19 protein-coding genes and 1 pseudogene are annotated in these 21946 nt (G+C 55.6%); 6 read left to right on the forward strand and 14 right to left on the reverse strand.

What is annotated here, in order from left to right:
* Positions 1-88: 88 nt before the first annotated feature.
* The 7 genes from KGP21_RS21320 to purL all read right to left on the reverse strand — a co-directional run bounded on the left by KGP21_RS21320 (position 89) and on the right by purL (position 11640).
* A complete protein-coding gene (locus KGP21_RS21320; RefSeq protein ID WP_021807699.1) occupies positions 89-1012 on the reverse strand; it encodes a LysR substrate-binding domain-containing protein in 924 nt (307 codons plus the stop codon).
* 180 nt (positions 1013-1192) lie between these two features.
* Positions 1193-1531: a nitrogen regulatory protein P-II gene (gene glnB, locus KGP21_RS21325; protein ID WP_004847623.1), complete on the reverse strand. Its 339-nt coding sequence runs from the start codon at positions 1529-1531 to the stop codon at positions 1193-1195.
* A 13-nt stretch (positions 1532-1544) separates the two neighbouring features.
* Positions 1545-3167, reverse strand: a complete 1623-nt coding sequence (locus KGP21_RS21330; RefSeq protein ID WP_223536216.1) for an NAD+ synthase — start codon at positions 3165-3167, stop codon at positions 1545-1547.
* A gap of 99 nt (positions 3168-3266) precedes the next feature.
* Positions 3267-4607, reverse strand: coding sequence for a two-component system response regulator GlrR (gene glrR / locus KGP21_RS21335; protein WP_021178888.1), 1341 nt, complete (start codon positions 4605-4607; stop codon positions 3267-3269).
* The gene (gene qseG, locus KGP21_RS21340) at positions 4604-5485 is read right to left on the reverse strand and encodes a two-component system QseEF-associated lipoprotein QseG (protein WP_218519022.1); all 882 of its coding nucleotides are present in this window, start codon (positions 5483-5485) and stop codon (positions 4604-4606) included. Before qseG ends, glrR begins: the two co-directional genes overlap by 4 nt.
* Before the next feature lie 3 nt (positions 5486-5488).
* Complete coding sequence (locus KGP21_RS21345) at positions 5489-6925, reverse strand: HAMP domain-containing sensor histidine kinase (RefSeq protein ID WP_223536219.1); 1437 nt, start codon at positions 6923-6925, stop codon at positions 5489-5491.
* Between the two features lie 821 nt (positions 6926-7746).
* Positions 7747-11640 (reverse strand): phosphoribosylformylglycinamidine synthase, encoded by a 3894-nt coding sequence (purL, locus tag KGP21_RS21350; RefSeq protein ID WP_223501551.1) that lies wholly within the window; start codon positions 11638-11640, stop codon positions 7747-7749.
* Positions 11641-11915: 275 nt separating this feature from the next.
* Here purL and mltF point away from each other — a divergent pair, with 275 nt between their 5' ends.
* Entirely contained in the window at positions 11916-13373 is a 1458-nt protein-coding gene (gene mltF / locus KGP21_RS21355; protein ID WP_037376561.1) for a membrane-bound lytic murein transglycosylase MltF, read from the forward strand.
* Between the two features lie 15 nt (positions 13374-13388).
* On the opposite strand, the gene tadA is transcribed toward mltF, so the two are convergent.
* Complete coding sequence (gene tadA / locus KGP21_RS21360; RefSeq protein WP_024484269.1) at positions 13389-13895, reverse strand: tRNA adenosine(34) deaminase TadA; 507 nt, start codon at positions 13893-13895, stop codon at positions 13389-13391.
* Positions 13896-14223: 328 nt separating this feature from the next.
* Between tadA and yiaY the strand changes: the two genes are divergently transcribed.
* Positions 14224-15375, forward strand: coding sequence for an L-threonine dehydrogenase (gene yiaY, locus KGP21_RS21365; RefSeq protein ID WP_059201549.1), 1152 nt, complete (start codon positions 14224-14226; stop codon positions 15373-15375).
* Positions 15376-15414: 39 nt separating this feature from the next.
* Here yiaY and yfhb read toward each other — a convergent pair whose 3' ends face one another.
* The gene (gene yfhb / locus KGP21_RS21370; protein WP_021178894.1) at positions 15415-16062 is read right to left on the reverse strand and encodes a phosphatidylglycerophosphatase C; all 648 of its coding nucleotides are present in this window, start codon (positions 16060-16062) and stop codon (positions 15415-15417) included.
* 230 nt (positions 16063-16292) lie between these two features.
* Between yfhb and KGP21_RS21375 the strand changes: the two genes are divergently transcribed.
* The 4 genes and pseudogenes from KGP21_RS21375 (at position 16293) to KGP21_RS21390 (ending at position 18193) form a co-directional block, all read left to right on the forward strand.
* Positions 16293-17102 (forward strand): MurR/RpiR family transcriptional regulator, encoded by an 810-nt coding sequence (locus KGP21_RS21375; RefSeq protein WP_094982605.1) that lies wholly within the window; start codon positions 16293-16295, stop codon positions 17100-17102.
* A gap of 100 nt (positions 17103-17202) precedes the next feature.
* A pseudogene (locus KGP21_RS21380) lies at positions 17203-17536 on the forward strand (type II toxin-antitoxin system RelE/ParE family toxin).
* Between the two features lies 1 nt (position 17537).
* A complete protein-coding gene (locus KGP21_RS21385) occupies positions 17538-17855 on the forward strand; it encodes a helix-turn-helix domain-containing protein (protein WP_024484273.1) in 318 nt (105 codons plus the stop codon).
* 77 nt (positions 17856-17932) lie between these two features.
* The gene (locus KGP21_RS21390) at positions 17933-18193 is read left to right on the forward strand and encodes a YfhL family 4Fe-4S dicluster ferredoxin (protein WP_071683942.1); all 261 of its coding nucleotides are present in this window, start codon (positions 17933-17935) and stop codon (positions 18191-18193) included.
* A 151-nt stretch (positions 18194-18344) separates the two neighbouring features.
* On the opposite strand, the gene acpS is transcribed toward KGP21_RS21390, so the two are convergent.
* From acpS to rnc, 5 genes are all read right to left on the reverse strand, one after another.
* Entirely contained in the window at positions 18345-18725 is a 381-nt protein-coding gene (gene acpS, locus KGP21_RS21395; protein WP_059201551.1) for a holo-ACP synthase, read from the reverse strand.
* Complete coding sequence (pdxJ, locus tag KGP21_RS21400) at positions 18725-19456, reverse strand: pyridoxine 5'-phosphate synthase (RefSeq protein ID WP_071683945.1); 732 nt, start codon at positions 19454-19456, stop codon at positions 18725-18727. Before pdxJ ends, acpS begins: the two co-directional genes overlap by 1 nt.
* Before the next feature lie 74 nt (positions 19457-19530).
* A complete protein-coding gene (recO, locus tag KGP21_RS21405; protein WP_021178899.1) occupies positions 19531-20262 on the reverse strand; it encodes a DNA repair protein RecO in 732 nt (243 codons plus the stop codon).
* A gap of 8 nt (positions 20263-20270) precedes the next feature.
* Positions 20271-21179, reverse strand: coding sequence for a GTPase Era (gene era / locus KGP21_RS21410; RefSeq protein WP_094982606.1), 909 nt, complete (start codon positions 21177-21179; stop codon positions 20271-20273).
* On the reverse strand, positions 21176-21856 hold the full coding sequence (gene rnc, locus KGP21_RS21415) for a ribonuclease III (protein ID WP_021178901.1): 681 nt from the start codon (positions 21854-21856) through the stop codon (positions 21176-21178). The genes era and rnc overlap by 4 nt, the downstream gene beginning before the upstream one ends.
* Between the last annotated feature and the right edge of the window lie 90 nt (positions 21857-21946).

A 21946-nucleotide genomic window follows, 5' to 3' on the forward strand; every position in this document is an offset into this window, starting at 1 on the left:
CGTTAACTAAATGTGATAAGTTAGTTTTAATCAGACTAAGCGAGCGCACTGCGGACAACAAATTCTAAATACTGAAGGCAGCGTTCGATTAAATCGAATGCTTGAGGCCGGTCATGTTCGTTTTGCTGTTCTCCCGCGCAATCGTGAGGAATGGGGTTACCAATTCAGGCCGCGCACTGCCACGCCGCCAGGCCAGGCCGATATCCAGCGGTTCCAGCAAATCCACCAGCTTGCGCGCCTCAATCATATTGCCCTCCAACGACCAGGCGCGGTAAGCCATATCCGGCAGGATGGCAATGCCCATGCCCGCCGCCACCAGGCTACGCACCGCTTCGGTGGAGGCAGTTTTCATGGCGATCTCCGGCTTCAGGCCCGCGCGTCCCCAGATGCGCCGGGCATGAACATCCATTTCATCGACGTTGAGCTGGATCAGCGGCTGTTTGGCCACGTCTGCCAAACCGATGCTTTCGTGCTCCAGCAGCGGGTGCAGCGGCGGTAGCCACAGGCGATACGGCGAGTGCATCAGCACTTCGGTCTGTAAGGCATCGCGATCTTCAATGTTCGACAGGATCAGCACCCCGATATCGATTTCACCGCTCACCAGCAAATGCTCGATATAGGGCCTTTCGTCCTCAATCACCTGGATAGTCACGTTGGGATAGGCAGACTTGAAGCGCTTGAGCAGTTCCACCAGAAAATATCCCGCCACCAGACTGGTGACGCCGATGGTCAGTTTGCCGCTCAGGCTTTCAGTGCCCAGTTGCAGGCTGCGCTTGGCATTATCCACCGTTGCCAGGATCAGGTATGACTGGCGCAAGAACTGGTGCCCCTGGTGGGTCAGGTTCATTCCCTTGGCGTGGCGCTCGAACAGCCGGACGCCAATGTCGGTTTCCAACTGCTGGATCGCCAGCGTGAGCGAAGACTGTGACACAAACACCGCCTGCGCCGCCGCCGAGATCGACCCGGTTTCGGCCACGGCAATAAAATGGCGGATTTGGCGTAACGTCATCATGGTAGCAACCTCAAACAAAACAGTTGGTTTGAGTGTAGATGCTCACCGGTAAGCCATCAGGAAATGTGTGAAAAACGCGATGTCGTTCGCTTTTTTAGAACGCAAAGAGGGAGGGAGTGCACAAAAACAACCAAGGCGCAGCTAAGCCGCGCCTTGGTTGTGAGCCTGTTAGGGCTTTGATTAAATCGCTTCTTCGTCCTGCTCGCCAGTACGGATACGCACTACACGGGCCACGTCGAAGACAAAGATTTTACCGTCGCCAATTTTACCGGTCTGCGCTGTCTGCATGATGGTTTCCACACAGGTATCCACGATATCGTCAGCTACCACGATCTCGATTTTAACCTTTGGCAGGAAGTCGACCATATACTCGGCACCACGGTACAGCTCGGTATGGCCCTTCTGGCGCCCAAAGCCTTTCACTTCGGTCACCGTCATGCCGGTGATGCCTACTTCGGCCAGTGCTTCACGCACGTCATCCAGTTTGAAGGGCTTGATAATCGCGTCAATTTTTTTCATTTTTATTCCTTAATTACCAATTTTTACGGCCAAAGCCGGAGGTGATCGGATAGCGGCGGTCTTTGCCAAAGTTACGGGCGGTAATGCGCGGCCCGACGGCGGCCTGACGGCGTTTGTACTCGTTGATGTCCACCAGGCGGATCACCTTGCGCACCACGGCTTCTTCAAAGCCCTCAGCAACCAGATCGGCGACCGATTTATCGCGCTCGACATAACCTTCCAGAATAGCATCCAGAATGTCATACGGTGGCAGGCTATCCTGATCGAGCTGATCCGGCGCCAGCTCGGCAGACGGTGGACGATCGATCACCCGTTGAGGGATCACGTAGGAGACGGTATTACGGTATTCGGAAAGCTTGAACACCAGGGTTTTCGGCACATCTTTCAATACGTCGAAACCACCGGCCATATCACCATACAGCGTGCAATAACCGACAGCCACCTCGCTTTTGTTACCCGTGGTTAACACGATGCTGCCGCGTTTGTTAGACAGCGCCATCAGCACCACGCCACGGCAGCGGGCCTGCAGGTTTTCTTCGGTGGTATCCCGTGCGGTATCGGCAAACATCGGGGCGAGCTGGCCCATAAAGGCTTCGAACATGGGTTCAATCGAGACGATGTCAAATTCGATGCCGAGGATTTCGGCCTCTTCCTTGGCATCGGCGATGCTGATATCTGCCGTATAGCGGAACGGCATCATCAAGGCCTGAACCTTGTCTTTGCCCAACGCATCCACGGCGATCGCCAGGGTCAGCGCCGAGTCGATCCCGCCGGACAAGCCCAGCACCGCACCTTTGAAACCGTTCTTGGTCACATAGTCGCGTACGGCCAGCACCAGCGCTTCATACACCTGCGCCAGCTGTGGCAACTCTGCAGCCGGAGCCGTCATCGGCACCACTTCCAGGCCTTTGAACTCAAGCAGAGTCACCTGTTCGGCGAAAGCCGCCAGGCGATGAGTCATATTGCCAGCGGCATCAAAGACTTTTGAACAGCCGTCAAAAATCAGTTCGTCCTGCCCGCCGATCTGATTCAGATAGACCAACGGCAACCCTGTACGCTGGCAGTGGCCGGACATCAGGGTTTTGCGGATATACGGCTTTTCGCGGTTATACGGGGAAGCGTTGATCGACAGCAGGATCTCTGCCCCCGCCGCTTTCGCCGCATCGACCGGTTCCGGGAACCACAGATCTTCGCAGATCAGCAGCCCCAGGCGGTAACCTTTCAGCTCCACCACGCAGTTTTTATCACCCGCATGGAAGTAGCGCTTCTCATCGAATACGCCGTAGTTAGGCAACTGTTGCTTGAAGTAACGAGCCTGCAAAGCCCCCTCAGAGAACAGGGACAGCGCGTTATACAGCTTGCCGTCTTCACGCCACGGGTGGCCGACCAGGATCGCCACATCGGCGGAGGCCTGCTGCAAGCGGCTTAGCTGGGTATCGCAACGCTGGTAGAAATCATCACGGTACAGCAGGTCTTCCGGCGGATAGCCGGACAGCGCCAGTTCGCTGAACATGACCAGATCGGCTCCCGCCTTCTTCTGCTCCTGCACGGTTTGCAACATGCGCTCGCTGTTGCCTTCAATATCGCCCACCAGCAAATTCAGCTGGGCCAACGCAATGGAAAGTGATCTGCTCATATCTCTATGGTCTGCCATGCCACAACAAAGAAACCGGAGTGTAAATCATTCCGGCTACTTTGTTGAGAACCTGCGCATGCAGGTTCAGAAAAGAAAACATCATTCTTTGAAATCGTTGGCATCCAGTTCATGGCGCGACAACAATTTATAGAACTCAGTACGGTTACGGCCCGCCATGCGCGCGGCCTGGGTAACGTTACCCTTGGTGATCTGCAACAGTTTACGTAGATAGTGTAATTCAAACTGGTTGCGCGCCTCGACAAAGGTTGGCAACGCCGTGTTTTCCCCTTCCAGCGCCTGCTCAACCAGCGCTTCACTGATCACCGGTGCCGTAGTCAATGCCACGCACTGCTCGATCACGTTCACCAACTGGCGCACGTTGCCGGGCCAGCTGGCGGTCATCAGGCGTTTCATGGCATCGGAGGAGAAACTGCGTACAAAAGGTTTGTGGCGCAGCGCCGAAGCACGTAGCAGATGGTTGGCCAGCAGCGGGATATCTTCGGCCCGCTCGTTGAGCGCTGGTATTTTCAGGTTAACCACGTTCAGACGATAATAGAGATCTTCACGGAACTCGTTTTTTACCATCGCTTTAGGCAGATCGCGGTGGGTGGCGGAAATGATGCGTACGTCAATATCCAGATCGCGGTTGCTGCCCAGTGGGCGCACCTTGCGTTCCTGCAACACGCGTAGCAATTTTACCTGCAGCGAGAGCGGCATATCGCCAATCTCATCCAGGAACAGCGTGCCCCCTTCTGCCGCCTGGAACAAACCTTCACGGCTGCTGACGGCACCGGTGAACGCCCCTTTGGCATGGCCAAACAGCTCCGACTCCAGCAGTTGCTCCGGCAACGCACCGCAGTTGATGGCGATAAAGGCTTTCTTGGCCCGTGGGCTGGCCGCATGGATGGCCTGTGCCAACACCTCTTTACCGGTGCCACTCTGGCCATTGATCAGCACGCTGACGTCCGACTGGGCGACCATCTTGGCCTGTTCAAGCAGCCGCAGCATAATCGGGCTGCGGGTGACAAAATCCTCACGCCAGCTGTCATCACCGGCTGGGATCGACGACAGCGACAGCGCTTCATCGATCGCCTTATACAACGCATCGCGATCGACCGGTTTAGTCAGGAAGCTGAACACCCCCTGCTGGGTCGCCGCCACCGCGTCCGGGATAGAACCGTGGGCGGTCAGGATGATCACCGGCATCCCCGGCTGGTATTTCTGGATCTCGGCAAACAGCGCCATGCCGTCCATTTCATCCATCCGCAGATCGCTGATCACCAGGTCGATCTTTTCGCGGGCCAGCAGGCGCAACGCCTCTTGGCCGCTTTCCGCCGTAGTAACGTGAAAACCTTCGCTGGTCAGGCGCATTCCCAACAGCTTGAGCAGGCTGGGATCGTCGTCAACCAACAACAGATTGGCCGGTTTGCGAGCTGTCATTGCGCTGGGGACTCCTTGTTAGCCGCGGGCGGCGTGTAGGTCTCTTCCGGCTCTACCGGCAAGGCGGTACCGGTTTCAGTCACCGGGGCTGGCTCTGCGGGCTCGGCCACTTTGGCGGGCGCTGCGGGCTTGCCTGCGGGCTCGGCTTTAGGCTGCGCCACGCTGCTTTCCGGGATTTCCCCCTGCATTTGCTTGCGTGACGAAAGCTGGCGCTCGATATCGGTCAGGTTCTCCAGTTTGCGGGAGGTCTCCTGCAACTGGCTCTGCAGATGGATCTGGTTCTGGCGCAGCAAATCGATCTGGCTGTCTGAACTTTCCTGCAGGTGCTGGTAACGCGCCCGCTCGTCAAACAGGCTCACTTGCAACGCCTGCTGCTGACGCCACAGTTGCAGCAATGGACGCAGCGAGTTAGGGAACTCGAGACGATAGCTGTTCAGACGATCGATGATCTGACGGCGCTCACTCGAGCTCGGCTCAGCGCTGCCCAGCAAAATGCTTTGCTTGAACACGTCCTGCCAATTGTTGCCCGGCAGGGTTTTCGCTAACGCTCTGGCCTGCGTGGAGCCGATACGATCGGCGCAGTCCATCGCCCGCAGCCAAAAGAGTGAGTTTTCCAAGGCTTCTTTTTCGTCAAGCTGCCATAGCGTATCGCAAGGCGCAATGCGGTAATCCACCACCTTGGTATCCGGGATCGCTTCCTGTTGCTGCTGGGCTGGGCCGCTACTGACGGCACGATCGACACAGCCAATCAGCAGAAACGGGGCAAAAAGGATCGTGCCCAAAAAAGAAAGCGAATGTTTGCCGAGCGGTGCGCGTAGAGAAACACGCGGTGAACCTTCGGTCTGCGATTGATAAGCGCGATTAGACCCTGTGTACATTATTTATTCATTCTCGGCGGTTAATGGCAATTCAATACGGAAGCAGACGTCGGCATCGGCGAGATCCACCAATGTCAATTCGCCACGCATACGGCGAATACAGTCCTGTGCAATGCTCAGCCCCAGTCCGCTTCCTTTAACGGCCCCTTTTCTCTGGTGACTCCCCTGGAAAAAAGGCTCAAAAATCATGGTTCGTTCCGCTTGCGGGATCGCGCTGCCGGTATTGGCAACGTCAATCTGTACCCGCTGGCCGACCTGGCGGCTGCGGATCCAAATGTTACCGGATTCCTTGCCGTAGTGCACCGCATTGGAGTAGAGATTATCCAGTACGCGCATTAATAGCGTAGGCTCTGCCCAGCAGATTTCCGCCTCAAGTTTGACTTCCGTACGGATCATCTTGGCACGTGCCGGCAAACTGTGGGCGGCGACCACCATATCCACCAGTTCTTCCAGCTCGACGTTTTCATGTTCCGACGGGCCATCTGCCAGTTTGCGGTTGTAATCCAGCAGTTGCTCAATCAACAATTGCAGATGGCGGCTGCTCTGATCGAGGATCGCCACCACCTCTTTCTGATCGGAGGTGAGCGGGCCTGCCACACCATCGGCCAACAGCTCGGTGCCTTCACGCATGCTGGCCAGCGGCGTTTTCAGCTCATGGGAGATATGGCGCAGGAACTCATGACGCTGCGATTCCAGCCAGGCCAGGCGCTCGCTCAACCAGACAATCCGCTGAGCCAAAGAACGCAGTTCACGCGGGCCTTTAAAGGATGCCGTCATGCCGATGGGACGCCCTTCCCCCAGGCGGTTAATCATACGCTCAACGGCCTTGACGGGCCCGATAATCATGCGGGTAAACAGCACCACCAACAGTACGCTGACCAGGAACAGCAACAGCGCTTGCCAACCAAAGTATTGGCCACGCTCGGCGATCGCCTGCTGCAGTTGCTGCCCACGGGAAAAGATTACGGTACGGGTGGCCTGGACCATTTCGGCGTTGGAATGTGAAAAAGACTCTAACAGTAGTGAAGCTTCCTTGTCCGGCCCGCTGCTCTGGCACTTGATAGTGGCAAGCTGAGTCAGCAGTTTACGAAGTGTCTGGTAGTAACGTTCGTCCGGCAGGATCGGGGCGTGGGCATCCAGCATTTGTGAATACTGTTTACGCTGGTTCTGGTACAGCCGCTCCAGGGTCGGATCGACCAGTACGCAATACTGACGATAGCTGCGCTCCATTTCCAGCGCCACGCTGGTCATTGCCTCACTGCGCCGGGCATCCACCAGCGTCGTACGGTTGATATCCGCCGCCTGCGCGCTGAGATGATCCAGGCTTTGGTAGGCCTGATAAGCCAATACCAGCAGCGGTAACAGCACCAGCAGGAACGCCATTACGACCAATTGGCGCAACGAGCGTGGAAATAGACGCCATCTTTTCAAAGAAATCATCTCATTATCTCTAGTCTGCCCAGATGCTAACCGACAATCCGGGGAGAGAAAAGCCCGGCAGCGGATTAATGGCGTTCAGATAAGCAAAAACGCGTTATCCCAAAAGAGGAAACTGATGTGGTTTGAGAACGTATCGAGGGAAATAACGGAGGCAACGCGGTTTGGATATTGACGCTGGGGCATGATGCCCCATCGCAAGGAATATGTGGATGCCCTTACTCCTCGTCCCCAGGTGATGTAGCACTAAGCTGGCATCTGATTGGGACGAATAGCATCCAAAAAGTATCCGGGATTGATGAACATATCATCACAGTTGGATACTAGGCGGTGCCTCACTCCACGTGTCGTCCGATGCTTGATAAAGTCGCTTGCGCGTCTGTTATCGGTTTGGTTGGACGATAGGCACCATTTCTTAGGCATCATTCGGAGGCTTATGAGGCGCTGTTCCATACTAGACGGGGCCAATCATAAAAAGTTGAATGAGCAACTGATAGTTATAATGCACCTTCCGTGCCAACTTTATGAAAATATTTATATCATATTGTTTATTAACGATAATTTATTTCAACATCACTTCCGGCGCTCTACTTGGGTAGTCAAGCTTGAGTATTAATCCGACATACCGTCGCCAAAACACGACAACTAAATCCGATCGATTTAACTCATATAAAAATCAATGAGTTAAATGTCTCTTTTTAGAGACAGGCAATATGGCCTTTGTCTCAAAAAACCGACATACGGGCTAACCGATTAAAAAATAAAGAAATAAAAAAGGCGCCAATGCGGCGCCTCAGTAAACTTCACGCAAACCTCAGGTTAAATTACCCCAGTTGCTTGCGAGCGTTGCGGAACATGCGCATCCAAGGGCTGTCTTCACCCCACTCCTCTGGATGCCAGGAGTTGCTGACGGTGCGGAACACGCGTTCTGGATGCGGCATCATTACGGTGGCGCGGCCATTGCTGCTAGTCACTGCGGTAATCCCATTCGGTGAGCCGTTCGGGTTGGCAGGGTAAGCTTCGGTCACTTGACCATGGTTGTCGACAAAGCGTAACGCAACCAGGCCGTGATGTTCCAACGCCGCCAGATGCGCCGCATCGCGCACTTCTACATGGCCTTCACCATGAGAGACGGCAATCGGCATGCGCGAACCTGTCATACCCTGCATAAACAGCGACGGGCTACTGGCCACTTCCACCAGGCTGAAGCGCGCTTCGAAACGATCCGACAGGTTGCGCACAAAGCGCGGCCAATGTTCAGCCCCCGGGATCAGTTCACGCAGGTTGGACATCATCTGGCAACCGTTACAAACGCCCAGCGCCAAGGTCTGCGGGCGATGGAAGAAATCGGCAAACTCATCGCGTACGCGCTCGTTGAACAGTATCGATTTCGCCCAGCCTTCACCAGCCCCCAACACGTCGCCATAAGAGAAGCCGCCACAGGCCACCAGCGTGTGGAACTCTTGCAAATCGCGGCGGCCTGCCAGCAGATCGCTCATGTGAACATCAACCGCATCGAAACCGGCACGGTGGAACGCTGCGGCCATCTCAACGTGGGAGTTAACCCCTTGCTCACGCAATACCGCAACTTTAGGGCGTGCGCCCTTGGCGATATAAGGTGCCGCGATGTCGTCGTCCGTAGCGAAAGTCAGCTTGACGTTCAGGCCCGGATCGCGCTCTTCCTGCTTGGCCTGGTGCTCCTGATCGGCACATTCCGGGTTATCACGCAGGCGCTGCATCTGCCAGGTGGTTTCAGCCCACCAGGTACGCAGAGTGCTGCGGCTTTCGCTGTACACCGGTTTGCCAGCGCTGGTGATAACGAAACGATCGCCACTCAGCGCCTGGCCAAGGTGATGCACGTTATCCGTCAGACCGTGTTGGGCAAAGACTTGCTGTACGGCTGCCAGTTGCGCAGCTGGCACCTGGATCACCGCACCCAGTTCCTCGTTGAACAAGGCAGCCAAGGCGTCGGAACCCAGCGCCTGAATATCGACTTCTACGCCGCAATGCCCGGCAAATGCCATCTCGGCCAAGGTGACCAACAGGCCGCCATCAGAACGGTCGTGATAGGCCAACAGCGCACGATCCGCCACCAGTTGCTGCATCGCGTTGAAGAAACCGGCCAATTGCTCCACGTTGCGAACATCGGCTGGCTTGTCGCCCAGTTGGCGATAAACCTGCGCCAACGCCGTTGCCCCCAGGGCATTGTGACCATTACCCAGGTCAATCAATAACAGTGCGCTATCACCCTTGTCGGTACGCAGTTGCGGCGTCACGGTGTGGCGCACATCTTCCACGCGAGCAAACGCGGTGATCACCAGCGACAATGGTGACGTCATTTCCCGCTGTTCATTGCCTTCCTGCCAGCGAGTTTTCATCGACATCGAGTCTTTGCCCACCGGAATGGTGATCCCCAGCGCAGGGCAAAGTTCTTCACCCACCGCCTTCACCGCTTCATACAGGCCGGCATCTTCGCCAGGGTGGCCTGCTGCGGCCATCCAGTTGGCAGAAAGTTTCACCCGCTTGAGCGAACCGATTTCCACCGCGGCCAGGTTGGTCAGCGCTTCCCCTACCGCCAGGCGGCCTGAGGCGGCAAAATCCAGCAATGCGACGGGAGCACGCTCACCGATCGACATCGCTTCCCCGTAATAGCTGTCCAGGCTGGCCGTGGTTACCGCACAGTCAGCTACCGGGATCTGCCACGGGCCAACCATCTGGTCGCGCGCAACCATGCCGGTGACGGTACGGTCGCCAATGGTGATCAGGAAGGTTTTCTCCGCCACGGCTGGCAAGTGCAGCACCCGCTTGACCGCATCGGCAATGGAGATATCAGCACGCTGCAACGCTTCGCCGCTCGCCTGTTGACGTTTCACGTCGCGGGTCATTTTTGGCGTTTTGCCCAACAGCACATCCAACGGCATGTCGATCGGCTGATTGTCAAAGTGGCGATCGTTGAGCGTCAGATGGCGTTCTTCCGTCGCTTCACCAATCACCGCAAAAGGTGCGCGCTCACGGCGGCAGATTTCCTCAAAGGTCGCCATCTGCTCAGGCGCTACTGCCATCACATAACGCTCTTGAGATTCGTTACACCACACTTCCAGCGGGCTCATGCCCGGCTCGTCGTTGAGAATGTCACGCAGTTCGAAACGGCCCCCGCGGCCACCGTCGCTAACCAGTTCCGGCATCGCGTTCGACAGGCCACCGGCCCCCACATCGTGGATAAACAGGATCGGGTTGCTATCGCCCATCTGCCAGCAGCGATCGATCACCTCTTGGCAGCGGCGTTCCATTTCCGGGTTATCACGCTGTACGGAAGCAAAATCCAGATCGGCATCAGACTGACCAGAGGCCATCGAAGAAGCCGCCCCGCCGCCCAAACCGATGTTCATCGCCGGGCCACCCAGCACCACCAGTTTGGCACCCACGGTAATCTCACCTTTTTGCACATGATCGGCGCGGATGTTGCCCAGGCCGCCTGCCAGCATGATCGGTTTGTGGTAGCCACGCAGCTCAACGCCGTTGTGGCTATTGACGCGCTCTTCATAAGTACGGAAGTAACCGACCAGCGCCGGGCGACCAAACTCGTTATTGAATGCCGCACCGCCCAATGGGCCTTCGGTCATGATATCCAGCGCGGTGACGATGCGATCCGGCTTGCCGAAATCCTGTTCCCAAGGCTGTTCGAAACCCGGAATACGCAGGTTGGAAACCGAGAACCCTACCAGGCCAGCTTTCGGCTTCGCGCCACGGCCGGTAGCGCCTTCGTCGCGGATCTCACCGCCAGAACCGGTCGCAGCTCCTGGCCAAGGCGAGATCGCCGTCGGGTGGTTATGGGTTTCCACCTTCATCAGGATGTGTGCTTCTTCCTGATGATAGTCATACAGGCCGCTTTGCGGCGCGGCAAAGAAGCGCCCTACCTGGGAACCTTCCATCACCGCTGCGTTGTCTTTATAGGCAGAAAGCACGTAGTCCGGCGTCTGCTCAAAGGTATTCTTGATCATTTTGAACAGCGACTTCGGTTGCTGTTCGCCGTCGATGACCCAGTCGGCGTTGAAAATCTTGTGGCGGCAATGTTCGGAGTTGGCCTGTGCAAACATGTACAGCTCAATATCCGTTGGGTTGCGCCCCAACTCGGTAAAGGCGGCCAGCAGGTAGTCGATCTCGTCCTGCGCCAGGGCAAGCCCCAGTTTGGTGTTGGCCTGTTCCAGCGCGCTGCGGCCCCGGGCCAGGATATCCACCGTCTGATACGGTGCGGGCTGATGATGAGAGAACAGTGTTTCCGCCTGTTGCAGCTCGCTGAATACCGTTTCCATCATGCGATCGTGCAGCAGGGAGGCAAGCTGTTGCCACTGGGCATCGGTCAAGGTCGGCGCTGTGACATAAAATGCCAGGCCGCGCTCAAGACGAACCACCTGCGTCAGGCCACAGTTATGGGCAATATCGGTGGCTTTGGAAGACCACGGCGAAATGGTGCCCGGGCGCGGCGTCACCAACAGCAGGCGGCCTTGCGGAGCATGTTCAGCGAGAGAAGGGCCGTACTTGAGCAACCGCTGCAGCTTGGCCTGCTCTTCGGCGCTTAGCGGTGCGCTGACATCGGCAAAGTGAACGTACTCGGCATAGATATCAACGATCGGCAGTTGAGCATCCTGGCAGCGGGACAGTAGTTTGGTAATACGAAAAGCCGACAAAGCGGGCGAACCACGCAGTATTTCCATAATCAAAGTTCTCTCGTCTTCGAAGCAACTGGGTTCAGCACTTCATTGGGCGCAACAGGGGGAAAACGCGCGCCATTATAGATAATCCGCGCCGCCGACGAAACCGTTTGCGTAGCTATTATTGATAAAAGCTATTCCCGCTGCCGAATTCTCATAACCTATCAATAAAGTTGCACGCTGGCGTAATGTTGCGCAAAATGCCCCGGCACTGGTGATTTAACCATGAAAAAATCCTGATTCCGGTCAATATAAAGCGTGCATCTATTTGAGATAACTATTTGAAACGCCTAAAAATAAATTACATTCTAATCGGTGTTGTGGCCCTGTTGCTGGCGCTAGCCCTGTGGCCCAATATCGCCTGGCGTGGTGGACAGGGAGGCCAACTCGAGGCGATCAAAGCGCGTGGGGAACTGCGCGTCAGCACGTTAAACTCACCGTTAACCTATTTCACTACCCCACAGGGGCCGAGTGGCCTTGACTATGAGCTGGCCAAAAGCTTTGCCAACTACCTGGGGGTCAAGCTGGTGGTGATCCCACACCAAAACATCAATGACCTGTTTGACGATCTCGATGACGACAATGCCGATATTCTCGCCGCCGGGTTAATCTACAACCGGGATCGCCTCAGCCGCGCCAGTACCGGCCCGGCGTACTATTCCGTTTCCCAGCAGTTGGTTTATCGGTTGGGTACCACGCGGCCAAAATCCTTTGCCGATATCAAAGGCAAGCTGGCGGTGGCCTCCGGTTCGGCGCACGTCAGCACGCTAAAGCAGCTAAAACAAAGCAAATACCCCGATCTCAGTTGGGAAGCGTCGAGCGATATGACGTCAAAAGAGCTGCTGGAACAGGTGGCCGATGGCAAGCTGGATTACACCATCGGCGATTCCGTGACCATTGCCCTGCTGCAGCGTATCCATCCACAGCTGGCCGTCGCTTTTGACATTACCGATGAAGAGCCAGTGACCTGGTATCTGAAGCGCAGCAATGACGATAGCCTGTACGCTGCGCTGCTGGATTTTTATAGCCAAAGGGTAGAAGACGGCACGCTGGCACGGTTGGAGGAGAAGTATCTGGGACACGTGGGCAGTTTTGACTACGTTGATACTAAAACCTTCCTGTCGGCCATCGACTCGGTATTGCCCACTTTCCGCTCGCTGTTTGAAAAGTATGCCAGCGAAATTGACTGGAAGCTGCTGGCCGCCATCGCCTATCAGGAATCTCACTGGAATCCTCAGGCGACCTCCCCCACCGGTGTCCGTGGGCTGATGATGCTGACCAGAGCCACTGCAGACGGCCTGGGCGTCACCGACAGGCTCGATCCGGAGCAGAGTATTCAAGGCGGGGCGCTCTATCTGCAGCGTCTGATGGCGAAAGTTCCCGACACGGTACCAGAAGATGAGCGGATCTGGTTCGCACTGGCCGCCTATAACATGGGCTGGGGCCATATGCTGGACGCGCGTAAACTCACCAAAAACCAGCAAGGCAACCCCGACAGTTGGGTCGACGTGAAACAGCGCCTGCCGATGCTTAGCCAGAAGCGCTACTATCCATCACTCACCTATGGCTATGCCCGTGGCCGCGAAGCCTATAACTACGTGGAAAACATCCGCCGTTATCAGGTCAGCCTGGTGGGCTATCTGTTGGAAAAAGAGAAGAAGGCGGTAGAAGCAATGAAACAGGCCGAACTGGCCAAAGGCTATCCTGCCGTGGAAGCCAAGCTGGCGCTCGCCCTGTAGTGATTCAATATGTAGTTATTGTGGGTCTTTTCCGGCCCGTTGCGCCAGCTTCAGCGCTTTTTTCTGCTCGCGACGCATGCGGAAAAAGTTGCTGAGGGTGGCGGCGCACTCTTCTGCCAGCACGCCCGAGACGATTTCTACCTGATGATTCATGCCCGGATGGCGCAGAATATCCACCAGCGAACCCACCGCTCCGGTTTTTTCATCGGCCGCGCCGTATACCAAACGACGGATGCGGCTGTGCACCATCGCCCCGGCGCACATCACGCAAGGCTCCAGCGTGACATACAGCGTGGCATTCAGCAGGCGATAATTCTGCAATACCGCTCCCCCCTGCCGCAGCGCCATGATCTCAGCATGAGCGGTGGGATCGTGGCGGCCGATCGGCCGGTTCCAACCTTCGCCAATCACCTGATTGTCCAGCACCAGCAGCGCCCCAACCGGCACCTCACCTTCTTCCTGCGCACGTTGAGCCAGGCTTAACGCCTGACGCATCCAATACTCATCACTATATTCATTCACCACATCAATCCTCGTGCGCATCGCGGCGGGCATTATACACACTAGTCCCTTTTGCCGCAGCCACTCGGCCTTGTTGATGCAAATAAGCTTGAACCGGCCACATTTGTCGATCGCTCAAAACGCCACCAACAAATCAATAACATCATATTTAATGATGATTAAATTTTATTCATTTCTTAAAATTTCAGATAAACGTTATAAACTGGTGGAAAATCAAGCTGCAGAATTAAGCAAATTTTTTCTAACTAAATTGTGATAGATCATATTCTCTTAAGCATTAGCACGATAATGTTTACCTCACGCAAAAAGCCTTTATAAGGAGTAGTTTATGGCTGCCTCAACATTCTTTATCCCTTCCATCAACATGATTGGTTCCGGCTGTCTGGAAGACGCGGCAAAAACCATGAAAGAGCATGGTCTGCATAACGCACTGATCGTGACCGACAAGGTTTTGAACGGCATTGGCGTCGTCGCTCAGGTGCAAGCCCTGTTAGCGGCACAGAACATTGAAAGCTGCGTCTATGACGGCACGCATCCCAACCCGACCACGGAAAACGTAAAACAGGGCCTGGAACTGTTGCGCGCACATCACTGTGACTGTGTCGTGTCTCTGGGTGGCGGTTCGCCGCATGACTGTGCGAAAGGGATTGCCCTGGTCGCCGCTAACGGCGGGGAAATCAAAGACTATGAAGGGGTTGATCGCTCAGCTAAGCCGCAGTTGCCGGTCGTTGCGATCAACACCACTGCGGGTACCGCTTCGGAGATGACGCGTTTTTGTATCATCACCGACGAAGCGCGCCACATCAAAATGGCGATTGTCGACAAGCACGTGACTCCGATCCTGTCGGTCAACGATCCTCACCTGATGGCTGGCATGCCAAAAGGCCTGACCGCTGCCACCGGTATGGATGCTTTGACCCACGCTATCGAAGCCTACGTCTCCAGCGCCGCCAACCCAATCACCGATGCCTGCGCGCTAAAAGCCGCCACCATGATTGCCGAGTCTTTACGTGATGCAGTCAACGACGGGCAAAACATGCAGGCGCGCGAGAACATGGCCTATGCCCAGTTCCTGGCCGGTATGGCATTTAATAACGCCTCATTGGGTTATGTGCACGCTATGGCGCACCAGTTGGGTGGCTTCTACAACCTGCCACATGGCGTGTGTAACGCCGTGCTGTTGCCGCACGTGCAAGAGTTCAATACTCAGGTTGCCGCAGGGCGTCTGAAAGACATTGCCGCCGCTATGGGCGTAAATGTTGCAGGCCTTAGCGATGAGCAAGGCGCTGCCGCTTGTATCGCCGCCATTCGCCAACTGGCGAAAGACGTGGGAATTCCTGCTGGCTTACGCGATCTGCAGGTCAAAGAAGAAGACTTTGCTACGTTAGCCACTAACGCCCTGAACGATGCCTGCGGATTTACCAATCCAATCCAGGCAAGCCACGAACAGATTGTGGCCATCTTTAAAGCAGCCATGTAACCGCTGCCAGGCTCCCTCGTTTGACTGGGGGAGCCTTATTTAATCCAACTGCTGTAACTCGCCTTCTTTACCCACCCGCCAGCGGTGTTCGCAAAAATAGAGCAAAGGGTTATCCTGCTTGCTATCGCTGTAGCCACTGAACAGTTTCAATGGCGCTCCCAGGCGCTGCTCCAGTTGCACCACCTTTTGAACGCCCAGGCAGCGCATGGGCAACACCCAGCCCCCGTAGCGACGCACAATGCTGCTCCCCACCAGCCGTACCCGTGGCAGGAACGCAGAATCCCGATAAACCTGCTCCACCAGCCGTTCCGGCGAGCCGGTGATCAACCACACTTGAGCATCCTGGGCATCCAGGTACTGGCGCAAACGCATCTGCACGACCGGAAAGGCGGTGACCTTACGGCGAAAATAGTCGACGAATTTCGCCTCGAGCGCTTTCAGCCTGGCCTCTGAACGACCAAAGGTCATTGCCCACAATAGCAGGCTCATGGGCCAGCGTGTCGCCCGCCCACCGATCAACAAACCCAATCCGATAATGGGTAACAGCGGCACCACCAGCACCAGGTTCAACGGCAGATGCCGTAGCAAAAAGCGCAGGAAACTGCCAAACATGTCTTCCTGATGCAAAGTGCCATCCAGATCGAAAAATACCACGCGCTGGGCCTGTGCAACCGGTTTGTCAGTCAAACGTTACTCCTCAGGATCGTTGACCCCATTATGCAGGTGAAAATACAACCGGCTATTATCGTAATCACTAGACCGACCAGATACAACCGACATTGGTCAACGCCACAGGCGCGTTAACTCATCAAGTCATAGTGTTGCTGCAAGCGTTTCAGCGGCCTGCTCGCAAAAATGATTGCTGCCCGTTTTGCCACCGGCATGGCAGAATGCTGGCTGGCTCAAAGGAAAAAACCATGAGTACCCTTCTTCGCATTCGTCAGATTTACCCATCGCTGGCACAAAACGATCGCAAACTGGCGGACTTTCTGTTGGATAACGCCGAACAGGCCCGCCACCTCAGCTCACAAAAGCTGGCCCAGTTGGCCGGTGTCAGCCAATCGAGCGTGGTCAAGTTCGCCCAGAAACTGGGCTACAAGGGATTTCCAGCGCTGAAGCTGGCATTGGGTGAGGTGCTGGCTCAACCGCAGGTCGCACCGGTGGTGACGGTCCATAATCACATCCTCAGCAGCGATCCGCTCAAAACCGTCGGTGAGAAATTGCTACTGGAAAAGCAGGCCGCATTACGAGCTACCCTGGATATCAACAGTGAACAGCGGCTGCTTACCGCCCTGGAGATGCTGCGCGCGGCGCGGCGGGTGATCTTGGTCGGCATCGGGGCTTCCGGGCTAGTGGCCAAAGACCTGTCGTTCAAGCTGCTAAAGATTGGCGTGATGGCGGTGGCAGAAGCGGATATGTACGTTCAACTGGCGACGATAAAGGCGCTGAGTAGGGAGGATCTGCTGCTGGCGATCTCGTTTAGCGGTGAACGGCGGGAGATCAACCTGGCTGCCGAAGAAGCGCGTGTTGCCGGAGCCAAGGTGTTGGCACTGACCAGCTTCTCACCTAATGGCCTACAGCAACGGGCCGATCACTGCCTTTATACCATTGCGCAAGAGCCCAATATCCGCAGCGCGGCAATATCTTCCAGCACCGCGCAGTTCGCCCTGACCGACCTGCTGTTTATGGCTCTGCTCCAGCACGAGCCGGTTGGACACGTGGTATGAACTAATCAAATCAACTTCTTTCGCTTTCTGAGTATAAATCGACCATTGGTCATGTTAAATTATATCCATATAGGTATAATTTGACGCATGGATAACGCGGATGAAGCCACTATATTGGGTTGGTAGCAGTAAGAAAGACCTCCAGTCATTACCCGAAGAGGTTCAGGATGTTTTCGGCTATGCTCTACACTTGGCGCAGGCAGGTGGTAAGCATTCCCAGACGAAACCCTTAAGAGGGTTTGGTGGGGCAGGAGTACTAAGACTTTCTTACTGATACTTATCGTGCAGTCTATACCGTTAAGTTTGGTGATGCCGTGTATGTTCTGCACGCATTCCAGAAAAAGTCTTCAGCCGGGATCGCCACACCGAAACCAGATATGGACAAAATCCGTGAACGACTGAAAGCCGCAGAAAATCATGCCAGAGGGACATAGTATGAGCCAAGATATCGAAGTCAGCAGCGGCAACGTTTATGCCGATATTGGCAGCGACGGCGCTGAAGAAATGCAGGTTAAAGCCCAACTTGCCAGCACAATTGGCGACATCATCAAAAGTCGCCGTCTGACACAAGAGCAGGCCGCAAAGCTCCTGGGGATGACACAGCCCAAGCTGTCTAATCTGTTGCGCGGCCAGTTCCGGGGCATCAGCGAAGCCAAAATGCTAGAATGCCTGACCCGCTTAGGGCGTGATGTACAAATTGTGGTAGGCAAGCCACGCCGGACACCCGGCAGTCTTAAAGTGGTGTTTGCCTGACAGTAATAAGCACCCCCGTTAAACCGGCTGACCGAACCAGTGCTTATTTTAAAAGATTAAATGAGTAACTTATTGATATGGCTTTATTGATTACCAAAAAATGTATCAACTGCGATATGTGCGAGCCGGAATGCCCGAACCAGGCGATTTCGATGGGGGATGAGATTTATCAGATCGATGCCAACCGCTGCACCGAATGTGTGGGGCATTACGAGACCCCAACCTGCCAGCAGGTGTGCCCGATCGATAACACCATCATTACCGATCCGCAGCACGTAGAGAACCAGGAACAGCTGTGGGACAAGTTTGTCGTGCTGCACCATGCCGATAGTTTGTGAGTCAATCGCCCCTCACCCTAACCCTCTCCCAAAGGGAGAGGGGATCGATCGAGTTCGCTGATTTTTCTGCGCAATACCCCACCATTCTTCCTTCTCGCACCCATTTCCCGAAGGTGCACAAGCCAACCAAGCGCTCCGGCCAGCTCCTTCCTTACCCCTCGATGATCACCGTAGCACAGGCATAGCGGCGTTCATCCGCCAAAGAAACGTGGATCGACTTGACCCCCATCTCCTGCGCCAGCTCGGCTGCACGTTCATGCAGCCGGATATTGGGTTTACCCAGGGCATCATTGAACACTTCGAACTGATTGAACGCCAGGCCGTTGCGGATGCCGGTGCCGAACGCCTTGGCGGCGGCCTCTTTGACCGCAAAGCGTTTCGCCAGGAAGCGTACCGGCTGCTGATGTTGTTGATACACCTCCCATTCGGCCGGGCTTAACACCCGGCGAGCCAGGCGATCGCCGCTGCGTTCCACCACCGCTTCGATACGCGCCATCTCCACGATGTCGGTTCCCAAGCCCAGTACCGCCATTAGCGACGCGCTTCCCGCATCAGCAGCTTCATGTCAGCCACCGCCGCCGGTAAACCGCTCATCACCGCCTGGCCAATAATGGCATGGCCGATATTCAGCTCATGCATCTCTGGCAGCGCGGCGATCGGCTGCACGTTATGATAGGTCAAACCGTGGCCCGCATTCACCTTCAGGCCTTTGCTGGCCGCGTAGGTAGCCGCTTTGGCAATACGCTTGAGCTCGGCTTGCACGGCCAGATCGCCCTGCGCTTCGGCATAGGCACCGGTATGGATCTCGATATAAGGTGCACCTACGGCTACCGCCGCGTCGATCTGACGGTGATCGGCATCGATAAACAACGAAACCAAAATGCCAGCCTGCGCCAGGCGTTCAACCGCCACGGCCATTTTGTCCTGCTGCCCGGCCACGTCCAGCCCGCCTTCGGTGGTCACTTCCTGACGCTTTTCCGGCACCAGACAACAAAATTGAGGTTTCAGCTCAATGGCGATATCCAGCATTTCATCGGTGACGGCCATTTCCAGGTTCATACGGGTCTGGATGGTTTGGCGCAGGATACGCACGTCGCGGTCGGTGATATGACGGCGATCTTCACGCAGGTGAACGGTGATGCCATCGGCCCCCGCCTGCTCGGCAATAAATGCCGCCTGCACCGGATCCGGGTAATTGGTGCCGCGCGCGTTACGTAACGTGGCAATATGATCGATATTGACGCCCAGCAGTAAATCAGCCATGACAACCCTCTACTAAGTCATTTTCAGTAGCAGCAGTTTACACGGGCGGGCAAAACGGCAAAAGCAGAAACCGCTTAGGCTTCGTCGACGGGGGTATCGGGTTGTTTGCGCACGAACTGGCGAAACAGTTCACGGCTCTTGAGCGGCTTACCGCCGAGATAGGGTTTTAGCGCCATGCGGGTAAAGCGCTTGGCTGCACGCAGGGTTTCTGCATCGGGGAATTGGCGTTCATCCAGGGCGCGGAGTTCACGGCCGGTAAAGCTGTAATGATCCACCACCAGGCTGGCGATAAAGCCTTTTTCTTCCCGATAGCGATAGGTCATGCCATCATCCACCGGCTCACCGCTGCCAGCACAATGGAGGAAATCCAGCCCGTAACCCAAGTGTCCTAACAGCGCCAACTCGAACTGCCGCAGGGCATGCTCCGGGGAGCTGTCTTCCGCTGCCAGGGCCTGTAAGCATTGCAGATAATCGAAGAACAATACCGAATAGTTGCCTTCCTGCTCCAGCACCCGTGACAACAGTTCATTCACGTAAAGACCGCTGTAAAGCATCATGCCGCTGAGGGGTAAACCGAGGGAGACCGCTTCGGCACCGCGCAGCGTTTTAACTTCGCCACGACCGCCCCAGCGTACTAACAGAGGAGTAAAGGGTTGCAAGCAACCCTTCAGATTGGAACGGCGACTGCGTGCGCCTTTCGCCAGCAAGCGCACCCGCCCATGACCTTCCGTGAACAGGTCCAGCATCAGGCTGGTTTCACTAAAGGGCCGCCCATGCAGGACGAAAGCGCGCTCCCAGCCATCCATAGGAGGTATTACTTCAGGTCGTCGGTATAGCCCAGGCTACGCAGCGCACGTTCGTCGTCCGCCCAGCCCGATTTCACTTTCACCCACAGCTCCAGATGCACTTTGGCTTCAAACATCTGTTCCATGTCCTGACGGGCTTCAATACCGATGGTCTTGATCTTCGATCCTTTGTTGCCGATCACCATCTTCTTCTGGCCTTCACGCTCAACCAGGATCAGACCGTGCACGTCGTAACCACCGCGCTCATTCGGTACAAACTGTTCGATCTCGACCGTCACTGAGTAAGGCAGTTCCTCACCCAGGAAACGCATCAGCTTTTCACGGATAATTTCCGACGCCATAAAGCGCTGGGAACGGTCAGTAATGTAATCGTCCGGGAAGTGGTGTTCCGCTTCCGGCAACACTTTGCGTGCGATAGCCGCGATAGTGTCCACGTTCATGCCTTTTTCGGCAGAGATCGGCACCACATCCAGGAAGTTCATCTGCTGGCTGAGGAACGCAATGTGCGGCAACAGCTTGGATTTGTCGGTAACGTTGTCGACCTTGTTGATCGCCAGCAGAACCGGGCTTTTCAGGCCGCGCAGTTTGTTGACCACCATTTCATCATCGGCAGTCCAGTTGGTGCCTTCCACGACGAAGATCACCAGCTCAACGTCGCCGATTGAGCTGCTGGCCGCGCGGTTCATCAAACGGTTGATGGCACGCTTTTCTTCGATATGCAGACCCGGGGTGTCGACGTAAATGGCCTGATAAGCGCCATCGGTATCGATACCCATAATGCGGTGACGGGTCGTCTGTGGTTTACGCGAGGTGATGGAGACTTTTTGCCCCAGCAGTTGGTTCAGCAACGTGGATTTGCCCACGTTGGGACGACCTACGATCGCAATAAAACCGCAGTATTGTTTTTCTTCGCTCATTCAAGCTCCAGCTTTTTCAGCGCTTGTTCCGCTGCCGCCTGCTCGGCTTTACGGCGGCTTGAACCGGTACCCACGACGGGCTCGCTCAAACCACTCACCTGACAGTGGATAGTAAACTCCTGATCGTGCGCCTCACCGCGAACCTGCACCACCAGATATGTTGGCAATGGCAGATGACGACCTTGTAAAAACTCCTGCAAACGGGTTTTCGGGTCTTTCTGCTTATCACCGGGGCTGATTTCGTCCAACCGGCTACGATACCAGTCCAAAATCAGGCGCTCGACGTTTTGAATATCGCTATCCAGGAACACACCGCCAATCAGTGCCTCCACCGTATCCGCCAGGATCGACTCGCGGCGGAATCCACCACTTTTCAGCTCGCCCGGCCCAAGACGCAAACATTCGCCCAGGTCGAATTCGCGCGCCATCTCCGCCAACGTATTGCCCCGCACCAGCGTGGCACGCATGCGGCTCATGTCTCCTTCGTCTACGCGAGGAAAACGCTGGTAGAGCGCATTGGCGATGACAAAACTAAGGATCGAATCACCCAGAAACTCGAGACGTTCATTGTGTTTACTGCTGGCGCTACGGTGAGTTAACGCTTGCAGTAAGAGCTCCTGCTGTTGAAAAGTGTAGCCCAGCTTCCGCTGCAGCCTGTTTATTACGATGGGGTTCATGAGTTACCAATAGATCAAGAATGCGTCAAAAACTTGCAGCATACGGAACAGGCCTGCTTTGCCAAAAGCCAATCCAAAGCTGTTTCGTTT

Source organism: Serratia sp. JSRIV004 (assembly GCF_019968705.1).
Classification (GTDB): Bacteria; Pseudomonadota; Gammaproteobacteria; order Enterobacterales; family Enterobacteriaceae; genus Chania; species Chania fonticola_B.

Excerpts from the sequence above, each read along its gene's own strand:
- KGP21_RS21320 (WP_021807699.1), bottom strand. The coding sequence starts at position 1,012 with ATGATGACGTTACGCCAAATCCGCCATTTTATTGCCGTGGCCGAAACC.
- glnB (WP_004847623.1), bottom strand. The coding sequence starts at position 1,531 with ATGAAAAAAATTGACGCGATTATCAAGCCCTTCAAACTGGATGACGTG.
- KGP21_RS21330 (WP_223536216.1), bottom strand. The coding sequence starts at position 3,167 with ATGAGCAGATCACTTTCCATTGCGTTGGCCCAGCTGAATTTGCTGGTG.
- glrR (WP_021178888.1), bottom strand. The coding sequence starts at position 4,607 with ATGACAGCTCGCAAACCGGCCAATCTGTTGTTGGTTGACGACGATCCC.
- qseG (WP_218519022.1), bottom strand. The coding sequence starts at position 5,485 with ATGTACACAGGGTCTAATCGCGCTTATCAATCGCAGACCGAAGGTTCA.
- KGP21_RS21345 (WP_223536219.1), bottom strand. The coding sequence starts at position 6,925 with ATGATTTCTTTGAAAAGATGGCGTCTATTTCCACGCTCGTTGCGCCAA.
- yiaY (WP_059201549.1), top strand. The coding sequence starts at position 14,224 with ATGGCTGCCTCAACATTCTTTATCCCTTCCATCAACATGATTGGTTCC.
- KGP21_RS21375 (WP_094982605.1), top strand. The coding sequence starts at position 16,293 with ATGAGTACCCTTCTTCGCATTCGTCAGATTTACCCATCGCTGGCACAA.
- KGP21_RS21385 (WP_024484273.1), top strand. The coding sequence starts at position 17,538 with ATGAGCCAAGATATCGAAGTCAGCAGCGGCAACGTTTATGCCGATATT.
- KGP21_RS21390 (WP_071683942.1), top strand. The coding sequence starts at position 17,933 with ATGGCTTTATTGATTACCAAAAAATGTATCAACTGCGATATGTGCGAG.
- acpS (WP_059201551.1), bottom strand. The coding sequence starts at position 18,725 with ATGGCGGTACTGGGCTTGGGAACCGACATCGTGGAGATGGCGCGTATC.
- pdxJ (WP_071683945.1), bottom strand. The coding sequence starts at position 19,456 with ATGGCTGATTTACTGCTGGGCGTCAATATCGATCATATTGCCACGTTA.
- recO (WP_021178899.1), bottom strand. The coding sequence starts at position 20,262 with ATGGATGGCTGGGAGCGCGCTTTCGTCCTGCATGGGCGGCCCTTTAGT.
- era (WP_094982606.1), bottom strand. The coding sequence starts at position 21,179 with ATGAGCGAAGAAAAACAATACTGCGGTTTTATTGCGATCGTAGGTCGT.
- rnc (WP_021178901.1), bottom strand. The coding sequence starts at position 21,856 with ATGAACCCCATCGTAATAAACAGGCTGCAGCGGAAGCTGGGCTACACT.